The following is a 22,393-nucleotide window of genomic DNA, read 5'->3' as shown; positions in this document are numbered from 1 at the left end:
CCCGAGCGGGACACGATTCCGTCGCTCCCGTGATTCGACGCCGCCAAAAGCAGCATTAACCCAACCGTTTGGCGGGCCGTGCACAGCCCAAGAAGTCGTTTTGGATCGAGCGATTCATGGGTTATTAAGAGTTGGGGACGGCAAAACTTGCCGTGGGACGTTAAGAAATCGCAGTTTGGGGCATCGTAGGCCGGTGGTTGGCGTATCCGACCATGGGCACGAGAGCAGCGCCATTTGTCGGGGACTAGTATGCAAGGCAGCCCTATCACCTTCATCGTCGCGTTCATCGTCGTTCTGGCGTTGATCGGCGTCGCTGCCTGGCTGGTTCGCCGATTCGCCACCAGCCGGCTCGGTGCCAACACCCAGCGCGGCAGGATGCCCCGGCTTGCCGTGATCGATGCCGCCGCGGTCGACGGCCGGCGCCGCCTGGTGCTGGTCCGGCGTGACAATGTCGAGCACCTCCTGATGATCGGCGGCCCCACCGACATCGTGGTCGAGCCCAACATCGTTCGTGCCGCGCATGGCCGCGATCAGCTCCCCCAGCGTCCCAACGCCGCCGAGCCGCCGCGCCTTGCCCCGATGCCGGACTCCGGCGGCTGGGCCGACGAGGCGCCGCGGCCCGAGCTGCTCGATCATCCCGAGCCGCAAATGCCCGAGCCGCCGCCGCGGCCTTCGCGCCCGTCCTTCGCCGACGAGGTGCGCCGGCCCGCCCCCGCGCTGGCCGAACGCCGCAGCGATCCCCTCGCCGGCTTCACCGCCGATGCGATCCCGCCGCGCCCCGAGCGCGAACCGCGGCCCGAGCCGCTGCCGCCGCGCGTTCCGCGCAGCGAGCCGCCGCTGATGCCGAGGCCGCCGCGCCAGAGCGAGCCGATGAAAATGCCGCCCGTGCGGGCCGAGCGCGCCGCTGCACCGCCGCCTCCTCCGCCGGCTCCGCCCGTTCCGCCGCCGGCACCCGCCGCGGGCCCGTCCAGCGCCGAGCAGAACCTCGCGGAAATGGCACAGCGGTTAGAGGCCGCGCTGCGCCGCCCCGCCGGCGAAACGGTCGCGCCGCCCGTCGCGCCGGAGCCGCCGGCCGCTCCCCCGCGGGCCGCTCGCAGCGAGCCGGCGGCGCCGCCGGCCCCGCCGCCGAAGCCGGCCGCGGAGAAGACCAGCTTTGAAAATCTCGAAGACGAGATGGCCTCGCTGCTCGGCCGTCCGAAGCCATCTTCGTGAGGCTGCCGTCCCTCCCGCGTAGAGTTGTTTTCCTTTCTGTCCTGTTAGTCGCGGCCTCGCTCGCAGGCCTTGCGCATGCGCAGGACATCAGCATCAATCTCGGCGGCGGCGCCGGCGGTGGCGGCGTCACCGAGCGCGCGATCCAGCTCATCGCGCTGCTCACCGTGCTGTCGATCGCACCGTCGATCCTGATCATGATGACGTCGTTCACGCGCATCGTGGTCGTGCTGTCGCTGCTGCGCACCGCGCTGGGCACGGCGACCGCGCCGCCGAACTCGGTGATCATCGCGCTGGCCATGTTCCTCACCTTCTTCGTGATGGGCCCGGTGCTGCAGAAATCCTACGACGACGGCATCCGCCCGCTGGTCGCCAACCAGATCGGCGTCGAGGACGCGCTGCAGCGCGCCTCCGTCCCGCTGCGCGGCTTCATGCAGAAGAACGTGCGCGAGAAGGACCTCAGGCTGTTTCTGGATCTGTCAGGCGAACCGGCGCCGGCGACCCCCGACGACCTCGCGCTTCGCATCCTCGTCCCCGCCTTCATGATCTCCGAGCTGAAGCGCGCCTTCGAGATCGGCTTCCTGTTGTTCCTGCCCTTCCTGATCATCGACCTCGTCGTCGCCTCGGTGCTGATGTCGATGGGCATGATGATGCTGCCGCCGGCAACGATCTCACTGCCGTTCAAGCTGATCTTCTTCGTGCTGGTCGACGGCTGGTCGCTGGTGGCGGGAAGCCTGGTGCAGAGCTACGGGGGGTGACGGCGAGCTCGGCACCACGTCGCCGCCGCATCCTCTCCGCCACCGGGATTCACTTCCGGCCCCTCCCGTCATTGCGAGGAGCCCTTGCGACGAAGCAATCCAGGCTGCGCCGCGAGAAGATTCTGGATTGCTTCGCTTCGCTCGCAATGACGGAGAATGTCGAGCCGTCACGGGCCGCGCTTCGCGCGGACGGCGCCTACCGCGTCATCCTGATCTGCCGCACCACGGGAATCGTGGGCAGTGAGCCGGTGTGCTCGGCTTCGTCCTTGGCATGGGGTGGGGCTGGTGCGCGGGCGGAGGCGTCGGGGAAGCGCTGCTTCATCTCGCGCAGGAAGCCGTCGAGCGTGTCGACGCTGGCGGCGAGCTTGGCGATCTCGGCGAATTCGGCGCTGGAGGCCGCGGCCGGCTTGCTGGCGATGTCGAAGGCGAGACGGTCGGCGCTCTCGCTCATCAGCGGCGCGTATTTCTCCCGGAAGCGCGACAGGCCGATCGAGTCGTCGGCGAGCGCATAGCCGACGGCGGCGCGGATGATGTCGCTCTTCTCCACCGCGTTGAGCGGCTTGAAGTCGCGGAAGCGCTCGCCGTAATAGAGCTCGATCTGCTCGGCGGCCTCGCGCCAGCGCCGTGCCGCCCAGAAGATGTCGGAGCGCAGGCGGAGCACTTCGCGCCCGGCGACGTTGGAGACGATGTCGAGCGCCAGATCGTGACGACCGACGTCGCTCTGCGCGCGCGCTTCCAAGAGCAGGCGCTGCTGCCTGAGTTCGCCGGAGAGATCGCTGATACGGCTTGCACGCAGTGCGGTGATCGCCATGTCGGGCTTGCGGTTGGCGAGATAGATCATGGCAAGACGCGCGGCGACCTGGGCACGCGCGGCGCCTTCGAGGCGATGGTCGACCTGATATTGCAAGAGCTCGGCGGCCTGGTCGAGCAGATCGATCGAGGCAAGACGGTCGGCGAGCCGGCGGATCAGCTCGTCGCCGCGGCGGCCGATCGGCGTCAGCTCGCGGAACTCGTAGAACATGCCGAGGGCTTCGACCGGCGGCAGCTCGTCACCTTTCGGTCCCAGGAAGATCTGCGTGAACAGCTCGGAGGCGAGGTCCTGCGCCTGGCGGGAGGCTTCCGCGTTGGGCTGGAGCCTCGTCGCGGTGCGCGCCGCGGTGAGCGCGTCGCGGTAGCGACCGCTCTCGGCATACATCCGCGACAGCATCTGGAGCGTCTTGACCTCGATCGAGTCGCCGCGCCAGGTCATGGAAAGGGTCTCGAGTTCGCGCAGCGCGTCTTCCTTGCCGATCTCGTCGCGCTTCTGCCGCAGCGCGATCTCGAGCTGCTTGGCTTCCGCCGCCGCCGGCCGGTCGGCCGAGGCGGCTGCGAACTTGTAGTCGTCGAGCGCGTCCTTGTCGTGGCCGAGCGCCTCGGCGAGCCGGCCGCGCAGCACCGCGAAGCCGGGCGCGGCCTCGGGCGAGACGCCGACCACTTCGAGCTCGCTGCGGCGCTTGGAGGCGCCGGCATAATCCTTCACCTCGAGGGACGCGCGCATCGCGTCCATCGTCACGATGCGCTGGATGTCGAGCGGCAGCGAGGCGATGGCGAATTCGACGTTCTTGAACTTCTCGCGCGCGTCCGCCCATTTGCCCTGACGCGCGAAGGCGAGCGCCTTCCAGAGCTGGGAATCGTGGCTGTTGCCGATCACGGGATTGGCGAGGTCCTTCAGGCCCTGCGCCGGCCGGCCGATCAGGATGCTGGCGATCGCATGCATGATCAGCGCGCCGCTCTCCTCCTTGTTGAGGGGATCGGCCAGCATGACGTCGGTGACGGCCTTGGCCTCGTAATACATCGCACGCGACATATAGAACTGCGCGAGGTCGAGCCGCGGCAGCGAGCGCAGCGCCGGCTCGACCGCCGCGATCGCCGACATCAGCTCGCTCTGGCGCGCCATGAAGTTTTCCGACTGGCCCCTGCGCCAGCCTTCGGGGCTGAAGACCGGGCGCACCGCGGTCGGCGCCCGCTCGGCCGCGATGTCGACCGGCGACAGCGTCAATCCGCCCTTCTTGCCGAGGATCACCTTGTCGGCGCCGACCTCGACGCCGATCTCGTCGAAGTTCGGCCGGATCGCGATGCCGTGCGCGGATTCCAGCAGCGAGAGATCGACGAGGTCCTGCCGCTTGATGAAGCCGCGCACCGGCCGCTGCGCGGTGACGACATAGAGCGTGTCGCCGGCGTCGGGGTCGGTGAGCTTGTGCAACTGGCCCGGGTTGGCGAAGGGGATCGCGATGTTGGCAAGCGCGGGGTCGGTGATGTTGCGCGATATCATCAGCGGCAGCGGCGTCGACTGGATCTTGTCGGCCAGCGTCAGAAGCCAGTTGGTCTCCTTGCCGACCTCCTCGCTCGCCAGCGAGTAGACCAGCGGACGGGTGAGACGGATGCGCACCGCCTGCCCCTTGTCGAGAGGGACGCGCCCGACCTCGCCGATCATCGCGCCGCCCTTGGTGCGGATCGCCTCGACGTCGATCGGCTTCGGCGTATCGAACACCAGCCAGACGGTATCGCCGCGGCGGAACGCGGCCGCGGCCGTTGCGACCTGAATCGGGAACGTCACGCGCAAGCCGTCGCTGTCGCGACGCGCATCGACGCCGGCGACCGTGGGCTGCGGCGCAGGCTTGACAGTTTCCTTGGCCGCTTCTTTGGCCGTTTCCTTGGCGGCTTCCTTGACCGGCTCCTTTGCGGCCTCCTCGGCCGGCGCGGGCCTGGCCGGTACGGTCGCAGCTTCGGCAGCTAGGGGCGCCGGTTTCGCAATTTCCTTCGCGACCTCCTTGGCCGCCTCCGGAACGCGCGCCGCCTCGGTCGCGGGAGCCGGCGCCGGTTTCGCCGCTTCGGCCGACGGCATCGCCGCCGGCGCTTCCGGCTTCACCTCGGGCCTCGCGTCGATCTTGGCTTCGCGCGCGATCGTCTCGGAGGTCGGCGGCACGATCTCGCGATGGGCGTCCTTCGGCTTCTCGGCCGCCGGCTTGTCGGGCGACGGCTGAGGTCCGTGACCTCCAGGCTTCATCTGTGTGAGCGCCGCCTCGGGCGTCGCGGCACTCTTGCCCTTGTCGGGCTGGAAAGACACGTCGACGATGTAGTTCTTCTCGTCGCGGAACGAATGCACGTCGGAATCGCCGATCAGCGCGATCTCGACATTGGTCTGGTCGATGTCGGCCTTCTGCTTGATCGAGGCAACGTTTGGCGGCGCCGCGACGACCGCGTCCGCCAGGTCGAAGTTGAGGTTGGCATTGAAAGCCAGCGTGAGCTTCTGCTCGTTGAGCACGGAGGAGACGCCGACACCGTCGGGCATCTCGAACACGAAGCGCACGAAGGTCGGCTGCACCGAGGCACGCACGCGGATCGCCGGACGCTTCTTGGTCTCGGCCGCGGCGCGCTGGGCGCGCAGCGCGCGCTCGGCGATGCGCGCACGCTCGGCGAGTTCCTTGACGACGTCCATCGGCAGGCTCGGCGGCGGCCCCTTCCAGCCCTCGGGCAAAAGGTCGATGAAGGTGCGCTCGCCGGCGTTCATGGTGTTGACCGTGACGCGCCGCGCCAGCGACAGGCGGATGGCGGTGCCATCGGGATCGCGGCGCGCGGAATTGATGTAATCGGGGGCGCCTTCGGGCACGCGATCGACCGGAACGTCGACGGGCCGGTCGAAGCGGATGATGAGGATGGAACCCGCGGTCGCCACCTCGGAGGGAACGTCCTCGCCGAGCTTGATGACGAGGCGGGCAAAGCCGCCCCCGGCCGAAAAAGTCGCCTCGCCCCTGACGGGATCGGCCGCCCGGACCGGCGCACCGAGGCCGATCAGCAGGCAGACCGCCAGCATGCCCGCCGCGCGGACATGACGCGACAGGCCCGGCGCGAAAGCGCGGGCTCGCGACACAAATCCAGCGGCAGCCTCTCGCGCCATTGGCGGCATTTCTTCCGTTTCGACGGTCGACGCCGGTCCTGACGCCGGCCCCTGCCCTCGACTGTAGGTCTCGCCAATTAAGGACTTGTTAATGCTAAATCTTGATTTGCTCTGGGGGCTGCACGCCGTGCCGCATCGAGCGTCGACGGATCCGCTGGATCTGAATTTGAGGTGCCGATGGTTAAGGACTTGTTAACGCCTGCACAACGGTGCTGTCGCGGATGGTCAGTCCGTTCACGGCACCCCATAGCGGACAAAAGCTTCGTCAATTGCAGCGTCGATCCTCTTAGCCGCGGAGATGTCGCTATGGCCACCGTCTGTGTCGCCCAGCTTGAATCGGGCAAGCCCTCGGCCGTACAGCGCGCTGGCAAGCTTGGGCACGAGCCGCAGCGCTGAGTTGTAGTCATCTATAGCCGCGGAGAATTGCCCCATTTTCAGATTTATAAGAGCTCGCGAGTCGTATGCTGCCGCGTTGTTTGTTTCCGATCGAAGCACAATATCGCAGTCTTCCAGCGCAGCCTGTAAAGCGCCAAGGACGGCGCGGGTCCAACAGCGGCCGCTCCGCGCCGCCTCCAGCTTCGGATCAAGGCGAATTGCCTCGTCATAGTCCCGCGCCGCACGGTCGAACGCGTTCGTCTTCAAGTAGGCTGCCGCGCGGTTGGCATAGGCAGCGCCATAGTTCGGGTTGAGCTTGAGCGCCTCCTCAAGAGCGCCGATCGCTAGATCGTTCGCGCCCGTTCTCAGATAGGCCACGCCGAGGTTGTTGAAGGCTTTCGCATAGTTCGGGTCAAGCCTGGTCGCCTCGAGGAAATCCTTGATCGCGCGTTCGTAGTCGGCTTTAGCGCTATAGGCATTCCCCCTGTTGTTGTAGGCGATAACGAAGCCGTTCACCGCTCCCTCGCCCGCTTCGATGAACGCCGTGCAGCCATCGATCCGAGCTTCGGGCGACGCGCGGTCTGAGCTGTTACACAGTTCGACGTTCTTGAGGGAGCTGCCCTTCTTCGGCTTCTGCGCCCAGCCAGACGAACTGGACAGCACAATGATAAGAACGAGCATCACCGCGTTGACGAAACCGGCTCTTGCGGTCATTGCCACACCAAAATCCCACTCCGACAGCGAGCGAAGCACCGATCTTGATTTCTGCCCGGCCGGCGCTGCGGCATCAAGACGGCTTCGGACCAGGCCAGTTTCTCAGCATCCCCGACAGATGTTGAGCCTGCGATTGCTGCTTCGATCGGGCTCCGGCGCCGCGGATGTCGGCGGCTTCTTCAGGAGCTTGCTCTTGCCCTCTTCGATCAAGGTAGAGAATCTGACCGACCCATCATCCGAAATCTCGATATGCGGCGTCGTGCCCCGGATCCCGAGCGTGGCGACGGGGGTATCGACCTTCATGTCGCCTGTCTTTGCGACGCCGCCTGCAACAAAAGTGAACGTTCCCTTGGCGAGATTGAATAGGCTCGCATTGGACTTGCCGGCCGGCTCATATACATAATGATCCAGCACCATACGGGCGTTGCTCGATAGATTGAACGAGCTGCCGTCGGTAAAATTGATGCCGACTCGGCCGTCGGCCCCGGTCTGCACCACATCACCAAGATATACGGGGTCACCGGTGTTGGCCCGGCCGGGGTCGCTCCCCACATTCGCCTGAACGATCACTGCGCCCGCATGTTCGATGGTGACCGAGCCTGCGGCCGCTACCACCTTCCCAATCGGTTTCGGTGACGCGGTAGCGACGGCGGGCTTGGCGGAATCGATTTGCGCTCGAGCCGCACTCGGCAAGAAACAGGCAAGCGCCACAACAAGGACGGTCGCCAGAGCGGCTATCGCAGGTCTGCACATGATCCCCCCTTTCTGAGAAGATCTTGCCGCTATCGGCGGTCCATTTTTTGAACCGCGCAACGCCGTCGCAATAAATATAATTATTGTTTAATCTTATTAACCGGACTACCTTATATCCAGCGTCAAGCGAGCGCCACAAATTAAATACATCTCGTTTGTCCATTTAATCACATTGGCGGGAGGGGCACGGCGGGGAATGGCGGTACGCTTCGTTGTCCCCCGCACAATGCATCTCTCCCTCTCAGACTTGATTTTTCGGCGGGCAAGCCTTCGGGGCTGCCGGCGCTAGGAAATTTTGTGCCTTGGCGAGGAACCCCGAGCAAGGCGGCACGCCGAGCCTGAAACGATCACCCAGGCGAGGGCGAGCCATGTTAGTTGCTTCCGGCATCCAGGCTGATAACGGGGCCGCCATGGCCCTGCCCGCCGAATTCATCGGCCATATTCATACGGTGATCGGTCGCTGTACGCTTACGCGAGCGAGCGGCATCGCCACGCAAGCGGTAGCTGGTGCGCCGATCTACAGGGGCGACGTGCTGGAGAGCGATGCCGACGGACAGATCACAATTCGCTTCATCGACGGTACTTTTTTTAGCATCGGCTGCGGCACTCACGTTGAGCTGAGCGAATTCGTCCTCGACGTCGAAGGCATGCCACTCGCAGCCCTGTTCGACGTGACCCGAGGGAGCTTCAGTTTCGTCCCGGGCCGGTTGGCAAAAGGCGGGGCGCTCCAGGTGAATACGCCCATTGCAGGCATTCGCGCCCGGAGCCACGCGGGGGGTTTCGGGATGCTGACGCTGGCAGCATTGACTTTCTCGACCGCGCAAGATGCCGAAGCCGCGGATCCGGATGTCACTTTCCTGGATGACGATTCCATTACCTACAAGGACCTTGCGCACGGCGCATTCGAGCTCGTGACCAAGGAGCGGATCCCGCGACACATCATCGTCGAAGATCCCGGCGAGACGATCGTCCTCAAGAAGGTGGGCTCCACCATCAGTATCAACCAAGTCGCGAACACGGCCGCTCGCATGGACGAGTTGCGCGCCGCTCAGCAGGACGTGCTCGCCAATCTCACAGACGGGCAAGGTCCACGCGGATCGAGCACACCACCCTTTGTCAAATCGCTGTCGCTGCAGCCAATCAATTTCATTCCATCCGATGCGCCCGCGCCGCAGAACCTGCTGGCCCCCGTGTCACCATTCGTTATTCCCATTCTTGACCCTGTGCCGCCGACGCTCAGCACCGGAGCGGGGCCAACCGAGCTCGATACGGTGGTGTTTGATACATTCGCTCCGACGAGCGGAGTTTTCACCGCCAGCAGCACCAGCAGCGGCGCCAAGCTGACCTTTGGGGTCATTGGCGCGGCCGCCAACGAGACGATCCTCGAAGGAGTGACATACGATCTGTCAAAGCCAGGTCCGTACGGGACGCTCTACGTCAACAGTACGAGCGGCGCCTACACGTTCGTGCCGAACAGCGTCGCGATCAACGCGCTGAAATCGCCCTCGACCGACGATTTCGTTATCACGGTTTCCGACGGCCTCACCTCCGCGAGCAAGACGTTCACAATCACCGTCAACGGTGTCAACGACGCTGCAATCATCTCCGGCAATACGACCGGTTCGGTCGTAGAGGCCGGCGGCATAGACAATGCAGCGCTTGGCACGCCGATTGCGACCGGCACCCTTTCTGATACCGACGTCGACGATCCGCCCAATACGTTCACGGCAGTGAGTTCGCCAACCACGAGCACCGGTGGCTATGGCACTTTCACGATGACGACGTCCGGCGTGTGGACATACACCTTGGACAATGCCGATCTCACAGTGCAGCGGCTCAACGCCGGCGACACGCTCACCGACACCTTTACGGTGACCACGATCGGCGGCACCGCCCAAGTGGTGACGATCACGATCCACGGAGCCAGTGACGCCGCGATCATCTCCGGCGCGACGACCGGTGCGGTGATCGAGGCTGGCGGTCTCGCCAATGCAAACCCTGGCATGCCCACCGCGACCGGCATTCTCACCGACACCGACGTCGACACGACTGCAAATGCTTTCACGGCAGTCACCTCGCCAACGGCGAGCACCGCCGGCTATGGCACCTTCACCATGACGGCCGCCGGCGCTTGGACCTACACGCTCGACAATGCCAACGCCGCGGTGCAGGCGCTCAATACCGGCGAGACACTGACCGATACGTTCACAGTCACCACACTGGACGGAACTGCCCAAGTCGTGACGGTCACCATCCATGGCACCAACGATGCTGCCATCGTTTCAGGAACCACGGCCGGCTCGGTGACTGAGGCGGGCGGCATTGCCAATGCGTCACCCGGCAGCCCGAGCGCAACTGGCACCCTCTCCGCCGCCGACGTCGACAATGCGCCTAACACCTTCGCCGCGGTGAGTTCACCCAGGGCAAGCACGAATGGTTATGGCACTTTTACGTTAACCGCCACCGGCGTGTGGACCTACACGCTCGACAACGCCAATGGCGCGGTGCAGGCGCTCAATGTCGGCGGCACGCTCACCGACAGTTTCACGGTCACGACCCTCGACGGCACGCCGCAGGTGGTGACGATCACCATTCAGGGCAGCAATGACGCGGCCCTCATTTTTGGCACCACGACCGGCTCAGTGACCGAGGCGGGAACCTTTTCATCTGGCGCTCCGATCGCGACGGGCACGCTCACCGATACAGACGTCGACAACGCGCCGAACACGTTCACCGCAATCTCTTCGACAGCAAGTGACGGCGGATACGGTACCTTCACGATGACCGCGGCCGGCGTATGGACTTACACTCTTGATAATAACAACAGCGTGGTTCAGGCGCTCGACGTCGGCGACATGTTGACCGACACATTCACGATAACTGCCATCGACGGTACGACGCAGACGGTGACCGTCGCCATTCATGGCGCCAGCGACGCTGACCCCAACGATTTTGATAATTTGGCCACCGGATCTGCAGTGATCTCCGATCCACCCAACGTGTATGGAACGCCCGGGAGCGAAACCATTGCCGGCGGCGGCGATGAAGGTCAGATCATCTACGCAGGGGCCAGCAGCGACACCGTCAACGGGACCGGCAAAGCCGACGTCCTCTATAGCGGCTCGGGAAATGACACGATCAAAGGCAATGATGGGGATGACACCATCTACGGCGGCTCGGGCAGCGATACAATCAACGGCAATAACGGCAGCGACACCATAACCGGTGGATTTGGTGCGGATCAACTCACCGGCAGCAATGGGAACGACCGCTTCGCTTATTTGTTCGTAGCCGATTCCAACGCAAGCCAGTTCGACACCATCACCGACTTCGCCTCGGGGGCCGACAAGATCGACTTGACTGCTCTTGGCGCGCTTGGGTTTGTCATATTGGCCTTGAGCTCAACCAGCACGGCCGTGCCGCCACATACGATCGCCTGGATCTATGACAGCGCGGCGAATGAAACGATCGTGTACGTCAATCCAACCGACGAGACCCTGCACGTTGGCGATTCCGCTCTGCTCGAAATTCATTTGCAGGGGATTGCAACGATCGACGCGTCGGACTTCATCATGGCGCCAGCGGCGGCACCTGTGATGGCGGTTGCCGGCGAGCTGCTCGACCTCACCACAACCGCGCAGAGTGACGCAAGCGCTGAGGCGACGACCGCCTCCGGAGGCTCGTCCGATTTCGGCAGCATCGACGGCACGCTTCTCGCGGCGGAGAGTTCGACGATCCAATCGACCGAGGCGGTCTACAGCCTCGATTCGAGCTGGGACCAGATCGGACGGACCGAATATTCCAGCTTCTCCAGTTCAGACGAAGTGCAAACGCTCGCGATCGAGCCGCTGCGCAGCGACGCGGCACCTCCCTCAGCCGGCGCACTGGCGGTGATCGTGCAGCACATCGTCACACACACGGAGACCAGCTTTATCTTCGACAACCTGACCGGGCTCGACGCGGCCTCAATGGCTGGCAAAAGCGGCGCGATTGCCGCGAGCGGCCAGGTGCCCGGCATTCCGGTCGCCATGCTGAATTCCGTCCATGACGCTGCCGAACACCACGCCGGGGGCAGGTTTGCACCGGGGAGCGATGCTGACGACGGCACCTTGCCAGCGGGAAGCGCCGCCAAGGCGGCTCATGCCCATGATCATGCCAACGATGAAACGGCAGACACGACGCTCAACCCAAGCCTCCTGAAGTCAGCGAGCGGCGGCGCCAACCATTTGCCGTCAAGCGAGGCGGAGCAGCACACCCCGTCCCAGGGAGCGTCCGGATCCAAGCCCGCCAATCCGCAGCAGCTCGGCGGCTCGTTCCAGTTTACAGATGACGCTTCGCCGGGCTCGCTGCACAGCGCAGTGTTGGAGCATCCCTCGGACTTCGTCGGTCATCACGGGCAGGCTGAGAGATTCCATGGGTCCGAGCTGGCGTTCATGGCTGAAACGTCGCCATCCGATGCTGACCCACCTCACGGGGCAGGAACAGTTCACGGCCATGTGTTGCACGATCTAATCCTATGACGCTCAAGTCGATTGCCTCGTCAGTGTTGCTTGTCAGCGCCTTCCGGCGCCGAGGAGTTCTGTTCGTCGAGAGAAGAGTCTTCCTCGTAGCCGTCGTCAACTTCTGGCGGAGCTGAATGCTGATGGCTCAGGGCGGATGTCCACGCGGATGTCATCGCCGCTATGAGCAGCCGGTTGACGGCCTCAATGACGCGTTCTGCTGCGGACGAGTAGTTCATGGCCTTCTCCTGCGCTGCCGATTGCGAATGGCCGAAGCGTAGGACCGCGCCTTGAGCGCCACTGTACGCCAGTTCACACCTGCGCGCGTCAACTCATCGCAGTCTCAGAGGGTGCCCCCTGGTTCGACTGCATCCGCCGCGGGAGTTCGATCTGTCGGCTGATGAGTTGCCGGGCGCGCGCTCACAACCTGCGGGAGGTTGCGGTCCGCGCGCGACTCTGAATCAGATGTGACCTCGGCGATGCGAATCGCATTGGTTAGCTTCGGGGGTAATCAATGAACGGAGAAGCCGGTTGCATTGTGTGTAGCAGGGCAAGAGCCGTCGTCGCGATCGTTCCGATTGCCAGAGGATATGCCCTGAAAACATTTGAGTGCTCCTGTTGCCATAGCACGCTGCAGCTCGTGACTCGCGTCACGGAGGCGCTGCCGATCAAGCAGCAGGTAGATATTCTTCCTCGGGTGGAGAAGCAGTGGCGCCCGCCTGCTCGGAGGGTGCAACAGGTCTTCGTGAATTAGGCACGCAAGGCGTCTCGCTGGGATTCAGTCGAACGACCACGCCACAACGCGTCCGGCCGCGATAGCACTGTTCGCCTCGCGCCCTCAATTCGGCTTTTGCGTCGGCTTGCCGTCGATCTTGGGCAGCTCCGCGGCCGAGGCCGATTGATCGCCGCCGCCGTTGGCGCGGCGCGCCATCTCGACCGTCAGCTTCTCGGCGGCCTCCGACGACATCAGTCCGAGGATGTCCGACATCTTCCGCGGCGCGATGGCCGAGGCGATCTCGATCAGCACGCCCATCTCCAGCCGGTCGAACACCCGTGCGGCGTCCTTCGGCTTCATGCCCTCGTACATGGTGACGAGGCCCTTCATGCGCTGGGCTTCGGCGGCCTTCTGCTCGGCCTGCGTCGCGGAGATGCGGGTTTCCACCGCCTTCATCTCCTCGACCTTGCCTTCGATACGCTTCTCGGCCGATTTGAGCAGGCTTTCGCGGATGTCGATCTCGCGCTGGCGCGCCTCGATCTCCTGACGGCGCGCCTGCAGCCGCTCGAGGATCGCGCGCTCTGAGGCCGAGACCTGCGGCTGGGCTTCATCGACCTTGACCACGGTGCCTTCCGGCTTGGTCTCGGGCGCGGCCGGCTTGGGCGCCTCCTTCGGCGCGCCATGGGTCGAGCCGGTGATGATCTCCGGCTCCTCGCGGCCGGTCGGGAAGTTCAGATTCTCCTGCGCCCAGGATTTCTGGTTCGGCTTGTAGTCGAACACATAGCCGCCATTGATCGCGAGGCCCGCCACCTTCAGCGTGGCGAGGCCCGCGACGGCAACCAGGACGACTGGAATGACGCGGATGTTACGAAAGGATTTCATACCCTGACTTCATGCGGCAAGACCGTTGGACCGTCGGCGCTCGGAGAAGGCTTCGGCCGCGGCCGCCACCGCCTTCGCGGTCGAGGGCTTGGCGATGGGCGCGGCAACCGCTTCCGGATTGGTGACGGGGCGCGCGGCGATCGCGATTTTGGACAGGCGCCGCACCACGTTGTCGGCTTCGCCGAGCTGCTTGTAGAGCTGGTCCGACATCTGCGTCGCCGCGGCGAGCTGACTGCCGAGATTCTCGTTGACGTCGCGCACGGCGAGCTTCAGCCCGCCGATCGCGCGTTCGGCGATCTCGGTCGCGGTGATCAGCTCGCCGATCACCGCCTTCAGCGAATGCTCGTCCGCCTTCAGCCGCGTCAGCCGCTTGTTGAGCATGACGCAGTAGACGATCGTCAGCATCAGCAGGATAGCCACCAGCGTCTCGATCGCCATTCCCAGGGAGTGGTTCATGGGGCCTCCATCATCTTGTTCTGCTCGTCCACCTTCTCGAACATCGCCAGTGTCGTACTTGGCTTGCGCAAGGGTTTCGTCACGCGGATCGCGACGCGGTCGCCGACCCGGCCCATCCGCCCCTCGGTCAGCGTGACGTCGCCGCAGCGTACGGTGACGTTGGCGTCGGCGCGCATGTCCAGCGGCAGCGTGTCGCCGACCTTGAGCCGCATCAGCTGCTTGAGCGGGATCTCGGCCTCGTAGAGCACGGCATCGACGGCGATCTCGGCCTGCACGATCTCGGTGGCGAAATGACCTTCCCAGACCGGGTCGCGGCCGAACTTTTCGCCCATGAACATCTGGAGCAGCACGCCCCGGATCGGTTCGATGGTCGCATAAGGCAGCAGCAGCTCGATGTTGCCGCCGCGGTCTTCCATGTCGATGCGCAGGCGCACCAGGATCGCGGCATTGGCGGGACGGCTGATCGCGGCGAAACGCGGGTTGGTCTCGAGCCGGTCGATCGTGAAGGTCACCGGCGACAGCGGCCGGAACGCCTGCTCGGCGTCGGCCAGCACCACCTCGACCAGCCGCTTGACCAGCTCGGTCTCGATCGTGGTGTAGGGTCGGCCCTCGATGCGCAGCTGGCTGGTGCCGCGGCGGCCGCCGAGCAGCACGTCGATCATCGAATAGATCAGGTTGGAATCGACCGTCGCCATGCCGAAGTTTTCCCACTCCTCGGCCTTGAAGACGGTGAGGACGGCGGGCAACGGGATCGAGTTCATGTAGTCGCCGAAGCGCACCGAGGTGATGCGGTCGAGCGAGACTTCGACGTTGTCGGAGGTGAAATTGCGCAAGGACGTCGTCATCAACCGCACCAGGCGGTCGAAGACGATTTCGAGCATCGGCAGACGCTCGTAGGAGACCATCGCCGAATCGATGATGGCGCGAATGCCGGAATGGTCGTCGAGCGTGACGTCGCCGACGGTGAAGCCGAGGAGATTGTCGATCTCCTCCTGCGACAGCACCCGCTCGCCGGAGTTCTTGCCGGTTCCGAGATCGCGGCTGCCGTCCTCGACCATGGCCGCCCATTGCAGGGCCATGGTCTCCGACAGCTCGTTTTCGGCGGCAGCCTTTGCGGCCTCCGCGGGATCCTCGGAATCGAGCGACGCCTCCCATTGGGCGGCAATCGCATCCTGGTCCATTTGCTCGTTGCCGGCCATGACGCTAGCCCGTTGCCTTCCGCAGCGCCATCACTGGACCACGACTTCCTTGAACAGCACCGCGCTGACCTGGATCGGGGCGACCGCGGCGTTGACGCGCTTGGTCAGCTCCTCCTTGAGGCGGAAGATGCCGGCGGACCCGTTGAGGTCGGAGGGGCGCAGCTCGCGCACATAGGTCTGGAAGATGTCGGTGACGCGCGGCATCGTCGGCTTGATCGCCTCGATCTGCTTCTCTTCCTTCAGCTCCAGCACGATCTTCAGCCGCAGATATTGCACGCGCTCGCCCGGCGCGCCGGCGAGATTGACCGTCATGTCGGGGACGTCGACGAAGGCCGGCGGCTTCGGCGGCGGCGCGACCTCGGCATGATGCTCGGCGTCGCCGTGGCGGAAGAAGAAGAACCAGGTCGCAGCACCGCCGCCGAGGATGGCGAGCAGGCCGACGGCCATGATGATGAGCTTCAGCTTGTTCTTCGGCGGAGCGCCTTCCGCGCCCTCGGTGGCTGCGCCGCCTTCCGCTTCATTCTCTGCCATGGTCGCCGCGCCCGGATCTCTCAAAGGGGTCGAAAGAGCGAAGGCTCAAGACAGTGACGCGATACAAATGCCCCGGCGCAATGCGCTCCTTTTCATGGCAAACGCTACGGTAATAATGGTTAACGGAATCTTTCGATCGGGCTTCCGCTAGGAAAAATCTGCCGGGCAGACATGGCTAACAGAACCTTTCTGCCGCCCTTCCGCGCCCCTCGAAAATCACCAACACATTGAAATCGCGAATCTTTTCAGGTTGGCACGGCTTTCGCTGAGAGAGGGCCGAGACCCACCGGTTTGGGAGAACCTGAAGGTCTCGTTCACGGGGTCCGCCAAGGCGCTTGGGAGAGCGAAATGGCAGATCCCCCTCAGGGGAGATTTCCGATGCAGAACGCGCTTCTGGTCGGCCTGTCACGGCAGATGACGTTGGAACGGCAGATGGATGTCATCGCCAACAACGTCGCCAATGCCAACACCAACGGCTTCAAGGCCGACCATTCGCTGTTCGAGGAGTTCCTCAACTCGAACGCGCGTGAGGACAATTTCATCGGTGCCGACCGCCGTGTCTCCTATGTGCAGGACCGCGGCACCTTCCGCGATGTCGGCCCGGGGCCGATGGAGATGACCAAGAACCCGCTCGACATGGCGATCAGCGGCGACGCCTATTTCGCCGTGCAGGTCAATGGCGGCGAGCGCTACACCCGCGACGGCAAGTTCTCGCTCAACTCTACCGGCCAGCTCGTCACCTCCGACGGCAACCTCGTGCTCGGCACCGGCGGCCCGATCACCTTCCAGCCGACCGACCACGACATCAACATCGCGCCGGACGGCACCATCACGGTGCTCGAGGGCACCGCCAGGACCGATTCGATCCGCGGCAAGATCCGCATGGTCTCGTTCGACGATCCGGCCAAGCTGACCAAGCTCGGCGCCAATCTCTATGACACCGGCTCCGCGACCCCGCTGCCCGCCACCAAGTCCACTGTGGAGCAGGGCTACATCGAGAAGTCGAACGTGAATTCGGTCGGCGAGATGACCCGCATGGTCGAGGTCATGCGCAGCTACACCGCCATCGCCAACCTGCTCCAGCAGCAGAGCGACCTTCACAAATCGGCGATCGAGAAGCTCGCCGACGTTCCGGCCTGATTGAGGGAGAACTGAGATGCAGGCACTTCACACCGCAGCGACCGGAATGGCGGCACAGGAACTCAACGTTCAGGTGATCTCCAACAACATCGCCAACCTGCGCACCACCGGCTTCAAGAAGCAGACCGCGGCGTTCCAGGATCTGATCTACGAGCACGTGCGCCGCGTCGGCGCGCAGGCCTCGGACCAGGGCACCATCCTGCCCGTCGGCGTCGACATCGGCGGCGGCGTCAAGACCGTCGGCACGCCGCGCAGCATGACGCAGGGCACGCTGTCGCAGACCGGCAACGATCTCGACCTCGCGATCTCCGGCGAAGGCTTCTTCAAGATCCTGATGCCCGACGGCACCTACCAGTACACCCGCGACGGCACCTTCCAGATGGACAATCAGGGCCGCGTCGTCACCGCCCAGGGCAACCCGGTGCAGCCGACCATCACGATCCCGAACAACGCCTCCGGCATCAGCGTGAGCGAGCAGGGCCAGGTCTCGGTGACGCTGCCGGGCTCCTCGACCTCCTCGATCGTCGGCCAGATCGGCGTGACCCGCTTCATCAACAAAGCGGGCCTGCAGCCGGTCGGCAGCAACCAGTTCACCGAGACCCCCTCGTCCGGCCCGCCGCAGGACGGCACCGCGAACGGCGAGGGCTACGGCAAGATCACGCAAGGCAGCCTCGAGCAGGCCAATGTCGACGTCGTCTCGGAGATGAGCGACCTGATCGCCGCCCAGCGCGCCTACGAGATGAACGCCAAGGTGATCAGCGCCGCCGACCAGATGATGCAATCGACCACGGCGCTGTTCCGCTGAGGCCAAGACTGAAGCAATGACGATGATCCGCGCCACTCTCGCCACCATCTCCGCCCTGCTCGCGCTGGCCTTGCCGGCCGCGGCGGCGGACGATTTCATCGCCGCCCCGGCGCTGCGCGCAAGCGTCACCGTGACCTCGGACGTGGTGCGGGTCGGCGATCTCATCGACAATGCCGGCTCGGCCGCGACGATCCCGGTCTACCGCTCGCCCGACCTCGGCACCACCGGCACGCTGACCGTCGGCCAGGTGCTGTCGGTGCTCCGCGCCAAGCAGGTGATCGGCGTGATGACAGGCGACATCAAGGAGGTCCAGGTCACCCGCCTCGCCCGCACGCTCGCGGGCAAGGACCTGGAGAACGCCGTCGCCTCGGCGCTCGAGCGCCGCTTCGGCCTCGGCGATGCCGCCAACATCACCGTCACGTTCGACCGCGGCGTCACCGAAATGCGATTGGACGCCGCCAACAGCGGCGCGCTGCAGCCGGTCGCAACCCGCTACGATGCCCGCAGCGGCCGCTTCGACGTCGCATTCGAGATCGCCAACGACAACAATCCGACCCCGACCAAGCTGCGCTTCGCCGGTACCGCGATCGAGACGGTCGAAGTGGCCGTGCTGACGCGCGACATCGACCGTGCCGACACGCTGAAGTCCTCCGACGTCGCGCTGGAGCGCCGGCCGAAGGCCGAGATCACCGGCGAGCCCGCCTCGCGCGAGCGCAGCGTCGGCATGCAGCTGCGTCGGGCGATGCGGGCAGGCATGCCGCTCCGCGCCGCCGACATCGTCAAGCCCGACTTCGTGGTGCGCGACCAGAGCGTGACCATCATCTACCAGGCGCCCGGCCTCTATCTCACCACGCGCGGCAAGGCGATCGAGAGCGGCGCCGAGGGCGACACCGTCGGCGTGCTCAATCTGCATTCCAAGCGCACGCTGACCGGGGTAGTCACCGGCCGCGGCCAGGTGACGATCCAGGGCGCGAGCCAGTCCGCGCCGATGACCCCCGCGGTCGAGCAGACCTCCTCGCTCCAGCGCGAAACGCCCGCTCCCGCGGCGGCGGCCGCAGCCCTCGCCCGGAGCCTGGTCGAGGCGCCGACCTCGCCGGCCCAGATCGCCCAAGTCCAGATGAATCAAGCCCAGCTTCCGCAAGTTCGCCTCTCGCAGGCTCCAGCCAAGTCAGAGTAAATCATGTCCACGTTCAGTCCGGCTTTCCGTCTTCGTCGCATCGCGATCTCTGCCCTGCTGCTGGCCTCTTGCGCGCTGGGCGGCTGCTCGTCGATCGACCGCCTGTCGCAGATCGGCGAGCAACCGAAGCTGTCGGCCATCGAGAATCCGACGGCACAGCCCGGTTACAAGCCGGTGCAGATGCCGATGCCGAAGCCGGAAGTCGCCTCCTACAATCCCAACTCGCTGTGGCGCAACGGCAGCCGCGCCTTCTTCAAGGACCAGCGCGCCCGCCAGGTCGGCGACATCCTGACCGTGACCGTGAACATCACGGACAAGGCCAACATCGAGAACGACACCTCGCGCAGCCGCACCAACAAGGAAGATTCCGGAATCACGGACTTCATTGGCTCGCAAACGATCACCCAGGCCAACAAGATCCTGCCCGGCCGCATCCTGACCGCCGACTCGACCTCGTCCAGCGAGGGCAAGGGCAGCGTCGACCGCAAGGAAGCCCTGCAAACCAACGTCGCCGCCGTGGTCACCCAGGTGCTGCCGAACGGCAACCTGGTCGTCGAAGGCAAGCAGGAGATCCGCGTCAACTTCGAAATTCGCGAGCTGATCGTGGCCGGCATCGTGCGCCCTGAGGACATCCAGAGCGACAACACCATCGACTCCACCAAGATCGCCCAGGCCCGCATCGCCTACGGCGGCCGCGGCCAGATCATGGACGTGCAGCAGCCTCGCTACGGCCAGCAGGTCATGGACGTGCTGCTGCCCTTCTAAGCCTCTCCCGAGCTCCCACATCGTGTTCGCGAACCTAGGCGCGAACGACGATGTACGACGCGGCCTCCGGTAGCTCCCCTGCCGGAGGCCGCATGTATTTTGAGCGGTGTGCCATAGCGGCCGCGAGTCAGGTCGCACCATTGCAGCAAGATCGCTGCTCAACCACTGTCATTGCGAGCGCAGCGACGCAATCCAGCATCTCTCCGCGGAGAGATGCTGGATTGCTTCGTCGCGAAGGGCTCCTCGTAATGACGGCGGAGAGATCCTCCCACCCTCACGTAAACTCCACCTCCACCACGCCCAGCCCGTCCAGCTCCATCCGCACCTTGTCGCCGGCCTTGAGCCACAGCGTCTTGACCAGGCTGCCCGTCAGCACGAGCTGCCCCGCGTGAAGACCCTTGCCTTCGGCGGCGAGATGGTTGGCGAGCCAGGCGAGCGCGTTATGGGGGTGACCGAGCACGTCGGCGCCGGTGCCCTGGCTGACCTCCTCGCCGTTGACGATGGCGCGGCCCTTGACCGCTTTCAGATCCGGCACCGACGAGCGGGGCACGGACGGCCCCAGCACGCAGCCGGCGGCGAAGAAATCGTCCGCGATCAGCGTCGGGGCGCCCATCGTCTCCCACTTCACGTAACGGTCGTCGACGATCTCGATGGCGGGATGATAGGCCTCGACCGCCTCGCCGACCCATTCGGCCGTGAACGGCGCTTCGCTGGCGGCGAGGTCGCGCTTCAGCCGCACCGCGATCTCGCATTCGACCCCGACCCGGACATAGTTGGAGGCGGCCAGCTTGGCGCCGCTGTCATGCACGCCCTTCTGGAACACGCCGCCGCCGCAAGGATGCGGGATGCCGATATAGTCCTGCATCACCTGGCTGGTGCAGCCGATCTTGTAGCCGACCAAAGGCCCGGCATGCGCCAGCAGCAGATCGTGCAGCGCGCGCTGGACCTGATAGCCCTCGGCCTCATCCATGGGCGGACGCTCCAGCGCCGCGAGCGGCGCATGGTTGCGGCGCGCCAGCGCGATCGCCTTCGCGGCTTGGAGAATCCTGTCCATCGGCGCCGCCTCCCACGCTACGCATTCAAGGGCGGCACTTCAGCATTCCCGCCCGGGCGTGACAAGCGCCGGTCGGCGCTCGTCCGGGTCGATTACGGGATGCTCCCGCCCGCTTAAGGAAATATTGAGTTGGTCCGGTATTTATGGAGCCACGCGCCAGCCCTACGCGCCCGCGCGGCACGAGACCCTGATTGCAGCGATGCGTGAAGCCGCTGCGCCGCCGTCTCAAGTTGCCGGCCGATCTCCTTGATGCGACTCGCAAAACGTCCCGCACCTGAAGTGAAGGCTGTTTCTCATGCGAATTCACGTGAGCACGGAGGATTCGACTCTAGCCCATTGATCGCGATTCATTTTTCGCGGTCCCTGCAATCGGTCTCGAACGACAATCGCGTTGTGGCGCAGGAACGCGCCACAACGCCGAGTGCAACGGCATCGCGTCCGTTAATTGCGTCCAAGCGCGATGCGGATGGCGACCTCGACCGGCGAGTAATCGCCCTCCCCCCGCTCCAGCCGATACGGCTCGGCGAGATGCAGCGGCGGCTGCGCCAGGAAGCGCGGTCGCGTTCCCCGATGCTTCTGCGCGGCATGAACCAGGAAGGGATGACAGAGATAGACCGTCCCGGCCGCGCCGGTCGCAACCGCAACCGGGCAATCGGCTCCCATCCGCTCCAGCATCATGTGCGCCCGACCCGCATCGCCGGCGGGCGCCAGATAACGCGCCATCGGCAGATGCGAACCGACCCGGATCCGCGTCGGCGCATCGTCGTCACCGACATCGGAGAACAGGAACAGCAGCAGCAGCGCCCGCCCCCGCGAGGCGACGTTGACGCGCCAGGCCGAGAAATCCTGCGCCTCGTCCGGGTTGCAGCCCTCGCCGGGAAAGCTGAGATCGACGTGCCAGCCATCGTCGCCCGGATCGTCCGGATGGGGAAAGCGCACCGGAAAGGTGCCGATATCGCGTCGCGGCCGCCATCGTCCCTGCCCGACGATCTGGTCGAACGCGGCATGCAGCACTGCGGTGTTGATGGCATCCCGGAACGGCGGGTCGCCATAGTACGGCAACCGCACCACGGGCCGGGTCCAGCTTGCGGGGTCGTGCTCGCTGCATGGCAGATCGCGCCACATGATGGCACGCACCGCCTCGGCCAGGTCGGGCGGAAAGGCGTTGTCGATCCGAATGAAGCCGTCACGAATGAATTGGTCGATCTGCGCGTCGTCCAACACGCGGGGATTGGTCGTCATGATGATCTCTCGATGTCTCGCCCAGCCCGCGTCGTCCGCTCGCTGCGGAACCGGCCGGGTCGATCGCTGGGGAATCCGCAAGTCGCGCTCGCGGGACGCAATGCCTCCGCGGCGGAGGCGCCTGCGCTCAACCCAGGAAGAAGATCGATGCGATGTTGGAAGTGCAAATCATCATGGCGGCG

General features: G+C 65.0%; 17 protein-coding genes. 7 read left to right on the top strand and 10 right to left on the bottom strand.

The window, feature by feature from the left end; genetic code table 11:
* The first annotated feature begins 249 nt into the window (after positions 1–249).
* Positions 250–1,212 (top strand): flagellar biosynthetic protein FliO, encoded by a 963-nt coding sequence (locus D6B98_RS30760; protein WP_126260779.1) that lies wholly within the window; start codon positions 250–252, stop codon positions 1,210–1,212.
* Complete coding sequence (gene fliP, locus D6B98_RS30755; RefSeq protein WP_126260778.1) at positions 1,209–1,967, top strand: flagellar type III secretion system pore protein FliP; 759 nt, start codon at positions 1,209–1,211, stop codon at positions 1,965–1,967. Before D6B98_RS30760 ends, fliP begins: the two co-directional genes overlap by 4 nt.
* A gap of 196 nt (positions 1,968–2,163) precedes the next feature.
* Here the strand turns inward: fliP and D6B98_RS30750 are convergent, their stop codons facing one another.
* From D6B98_RS30750 to D6B98_RS30740, 3 genes are all read right to left on the bottom strand, one after another.
* On the bottom strand, positions 2,164–5,904 hold the full coding sequence (locus D6B98_RS30750) for a tetratricopeptide repeat protein (RefSeq protein WP_164718974.1): 3,741 nt from the start codon (positions 5,902–5,904) through the stop codon (positions 2,164–2,166).
* 234 nt (positions 5,905–6,138) lie between these two features.
* Positions 6,139–7,032 (bottom strand): tetratricopeptide repeat protein, encoded by an 894-nt coding sequence (locus tag D6B98_RS30745; RefSeq protein WP_245481497.1) that lies wholly within the window; start codon positions 7,030–7,032, stop codon positions 6,139–6,141.
* A gap of 63 nt (positions 7,033–7,095) precedes the next feature.
* Positions 7,096–7,608, bottom strand: coding sequence for a FecR family protein (locus tag D6B98_RS30740; protein ID WP_245481496.1), 513 nt, complete (start codon positions 7,606–7,608; stop codon positions 7,096–7,098).
* Between the two features lie 506 nt (positions 7,609–8,114).
* Between D6B98_RS30740 and D6B98_RS30735 the strand changes: the two genes are divergently transcribed.
* Positions 8,115–12,266, top strand: coding sequence for a VCBS domain-containing protein (locus D6B98_RS30735; RefSeq protein ID WP_245481495.1), 4,152 nt, complete (start codon positions 8,115–8,117; stop codon positions 12,264–12,266).
* A gap of 20 nt (positions 12,267–12,286) precedes the next feature.
* Here the strand turns inward: D6B98_RS30735 and D6B98_RS30730 are convergent, their stop codons facing one another.
* The 5 genes from D6B98_RS30730 to fliL all read right to left on the bottom strand — a co-directional run bounded on the left by D6B98_RS30730 (position 12,287) and on the right by fliL (position 16,028).
* Entirely contained in the window at positions 12,287–12,484 is a 198-nt protein-coding gene (locus D6B98_RS30730; RefSeq protein ID WP_126260775.1) for a hypothetical protein, read from the bottom strand.
* 599 nt (positions 12,485–13,083) lie between these two features.
* The gene (locus tag D6B98_RS30720) at positions 13,084–13,842 is read right to left on the bottom strand and encodes a MotE family protein (RefSeq protein WP_126260774.1); all 759 of its coding nucleotides are present in this window, start codon (positions 13,840–13,842) and stop codon (positions 13,084–13,086) included.
* Between the two features lie 9 nt (positions 13,843–13,851).
* Positions 13,852–14,298 (bottom strand): DUF6468 domain-containing protein, encoded by a 447-nt coding sequence (locus D6B98_RS30715; RefSeq protein WP_126260773.1) that lies wholly within the window; start codon positions 14,296–14,298, stop codon positions 13,852–13,854.
* A complete protein-coding gene (gene fliM, locus D6B98_RS30710) occupies positions 14,295–15,497 on the bottom strand; it encodes a flagellar motor switch protein FliM (RefSeq protein ID WP_126260772.1) in 1,203 nt (400 codons plus the stop codon). Before fliM ends, D6B98_RS30715 begins: the two co-directional genes overlap by 4 nt.
* A gap of 30 nt (positions 15,498–15,527) precedes the next feature.
* Positions 15,528–16,028 (bottom strand): flagellar basal body-associated protein FliL, encoded by a 501-nt coding sequence (gene fliL / locus D6B98_RS30705; RefSeq protein ID WP_126260771.1) that lies wholly within the window; start codon positions 16,026–16,028, stop codon positions 15,528–15,530.
* A gap of 378 nt (positions 16,029–16,406) precedes the next feature.
* Between fliL and flgF the strand changes: the two genes are divergently transcribed.
* Genes flgF through flgH form a run of 4 tightly spaced genes read left to right on the top strand, consistent with a single transcriptional unit; the run spans position 16,407 to position 19,915 of the window.
* Positions 16,407–17,168, top strand: a complete 762-nt coding sequence (gene flgF, locus D6B98_RS30700) for a flagellar basal-body rod protein FlgF (protein WP_126260770.1) — start codon at positions 16,407–16,409, stop codon at positions 17,166–17,168.
* Positions 17,169–17,184: 16 nt separating this feature from the next.
* Complete coding sequence (gene flgG / locus D6B98_RS30695; RefSeq protein WP_126260769.1) at positions 17,185–17,973, top strand: flagellar basal-body rod protein FlgG; 789 nt, start codon at positions 17,185–17,187, stop codon at positions 17,971–17,973.
* Between the two features lie 22 nt (positions 17,974–17,995).
* Positions 17,996–19,150 carry a flagellar basal body P-ring formation chaperone FlgA gene (flgA, locus tag D6B98_RS30690; protein WP_164718997.1) on the top strand — a complete coding sequence of 385 codons (1,155 nt, stop codon included), beginning with the start codon at positions 17,996–17,998 and terminating at the stop codon, positions 19,148–19,150.
* A gap of 3 nt (positions 19,151–19,153) precedes the next feature.
* Positions 19,154–19,915 carry a flagellar basal body L-ring protein FlgH gene (flgH, locus tag D6B98_RS30685; RefSeq protein WP_126260767.1) on the top strand — a complete coding sequence of 254 codons (762 nt, stop codon included), beginning with the start codon at positions 19,154–19,156 and terminating at the stop codon, positions 19,913–19,915.
* Positions 19,916–20,189: 274 nt separating this feature from the next.
* Here flgH and D6B98_RS30680 read toward each other — a convergent pair whose 3' ends face one another.
* Positions 20,190–20,969 (bottom strand): 2-keto-4-pentenoate hydratase, encoded by a 780-nt coding sequence (locus D6B98_RS30680; RefSeq protein ID WP_126260766.1) that lies wholly within the window; start codon positions 20,967–20,969, stop codon positions 20,190–20,192.
* A 441-nt stretch (positions 20,970–21,410) separates the two neighbouring features.
* Positions 21,411–22,211: a phytanoyl-CoA dioxygenase family protein gene (locus D6B98_RS30675; protein ID WP_126260765.1), complete on the bottom strand. Its 801-nt coding sequence runs from the start codon at positions 22,209–22,211 to the stop codon at positions 21,411–21,413.
* Positions 22,212–22,393: the final 182 nt, after the last annotated feature.

It is taken from the genome of Bradyrhizobium sp. LVM 105, assembly GCF_003957705.1.
Lineage (GTDB): Bacteria > Pseudomonadota > Alphaproteobacteria > Rhizobiales > Xanthobacteraceae > Bradyrhizobium > Bradyrhizobium frederickii.
The sequence above is the reverse complement of the archived record's forward strand: the minus strand, read 5'-3'. Positions and strand labels throughout refer to the sequence as shown.